1 pseudogene is annotated in these 1,858 nt (G+C 54.0%); it reads left to right on the top strand.

The window, feature by feature from the left end:
* Nucleotides 1-527: 527 nt before the first annotated feature.
* Nucleotides 528-1,795, top strand: a pseudogene (ltrA, locus tag WM94_RS26690) (group II intron reverse transcriptase/maturase).
* Nucleotides 1,796-1,858 lie beyond the last annotated feature (63 nt).

The following is a 1,858-nucleotide window of genomic DNA, read 5'->3' as shown; positions in this document are numbered from 1 at the left end:
CAGTATTGTGTGTCACGAACACAGGTCGTATGACCAGTGATGCTGTACCGAAGATGGAAGTAGGCCTTCCGAAGTCGGCTTGCAGGAGCAGGCTTCAAACCACCCGGAGCTGCTGCATCCAAAAGGTGCGGTGGTGAGCGACCGAGGAAAAGTCATCCCATGATGATGGCAGGTGAGTATGGAGAAGATGAGCGAAAGCAAACCGTCCGATGACGCATCGTTATTCCCTAAAGTGCTGTCGAAACTGAGGTTGAGTACTGGCCTCAGGACGAGTTGGGGCGTTACCTGCTTACGGCCCCAGTGGCAGCCGGTGTAAAGGCGGCATGATCTTCATACAGGCTTGGGTACGGAACGTGAGAACCTTGTTCCAGATGCAAAGGAAAATGACAAATGGCTAAAACCATGAGGAAGAATACCAATGCTGGAATGAGGGGCGGAGCCTCCTGTAGTAGTGATGAAGCCCTTGTAATGAAGGTGGAGCGAAGGGGAGGCGTTATCCTGTCAACGAACGCCGTCAACCTCAGGGGATGAGCGGTGTGAGTTCGAACAAACCTTACAACATAGCGAAGCGCATGATATGGGAGGCCTATCAGCAGGTCAGAGCCAACCGGGGAGCTGCTGGAATCGACGATGAGACCATTGCCGATTTTGAGCGGAACTTGCCGAAGAATCTTTACAAGCTATGGAATCGAATGTCGTCGGGGTCCTATTTCCCGCCGCCGGTCAAGGTTGTTGAGATACCGAAGGCATCGGGGGGTATACGCAGGCTGGGAGTGCCCACGGTCAGCGACCGTATCGCACAAACTGTAGTCAAACTCCTCATCGAGCCAAAACTGGATGCGCTTTTCCATCCGGACTCATATGGATACCGACCAGGACGTTCAGCCAAACAGGCCATAGCGATCACACGCGAACGATGTTGGCGATACGACTGGGTGGTGGAGTTTGATATCAAGGCGGCTTTCGATCACATTGATCATGAACTGCTGATGAAAGCGGTGCGCACCCATATCAAAGAGGACTGGATACTGCTGTACATCGAACGATGGCTAGTTGCTCCGTTCGAGGCAGCAGATGGCGTTCGCATTCAACGCGAACGTGGCACCCCGCAAGGCGGCGTGATCAGTCCCATGTTGATGAATTTGTTCATGCATTACGCCTTTGACGCTTGGATGCAACGAAACAGCCCAAACTGTCCTTTTGCCCGGTATGCCGATGATGCGGTAGTGCATTGTCGTAGCGAGAGGCAAGCAGAACACGTGATGCGTTCAATCGCTTCACGTCTAGCGGTTTGTGGCCTCACGATGCATCCCGAGAAATCGAAGATCGTGTACTGCAAGGACAGCAATCGACGCGCAGGGTATCCGCATGTGAGCTTTACCTTCCTTGGTTTCACTTTTAGACCCAGGAAGGCAATCGGCCAGCAGAACAAGCTTTTCACCAGCTTCCTTCCGGGAGTCAGTGCACAAGCGTTGAAGCGGATGCGGCGAGCAGTGCGCGAGTGGCGGGTCAACCGCCAAACTCACGTGACGCTGGCTGCTGTGGCTCGGCTTTACAACCCAGTGATACAAGGTTGGTGGCAGTACTATGGCGCGTTCTATCGGACAGCCATGCTTGGCATCTTTCGACACATCGATAGCGCGCTTAAGCGTTGGGCCGGTCGTAAGTACAAAATACTTCACGGGCGCAAGCGGCGTATATCTCAATGGTTGGACACGGTGCATACGGCTGCCCCTCGACTGTTTTATCACTGGCAAGTAACCGAGCAACAGGTTGGATAACGGGAGCCGTATGACGCGAGAGTGTCACGTACGGTTCTGCGAGCGGCTACGGGGGCAGTTCCTGTGGCCGACTCACC

The sequence above is a fragment of the Pseudomonas sp. ABFPK genome (genome assembly GCF_001586765.1).
In the GTDB taxonomy this organism is placed as follows: domain Bacteria; phylum Pseudomonadota; class Gammaproteobacteria; order Pseudomonadales; family Pseudomonadaceae; genus Aquipseudomonas; species Aquipseudomonas asiatica.
The sequence above is the reverse complement of the archived record's forward strand: the minus strand, read 5'-3'. Positions and strand labels throughout refer to the sequence as shown.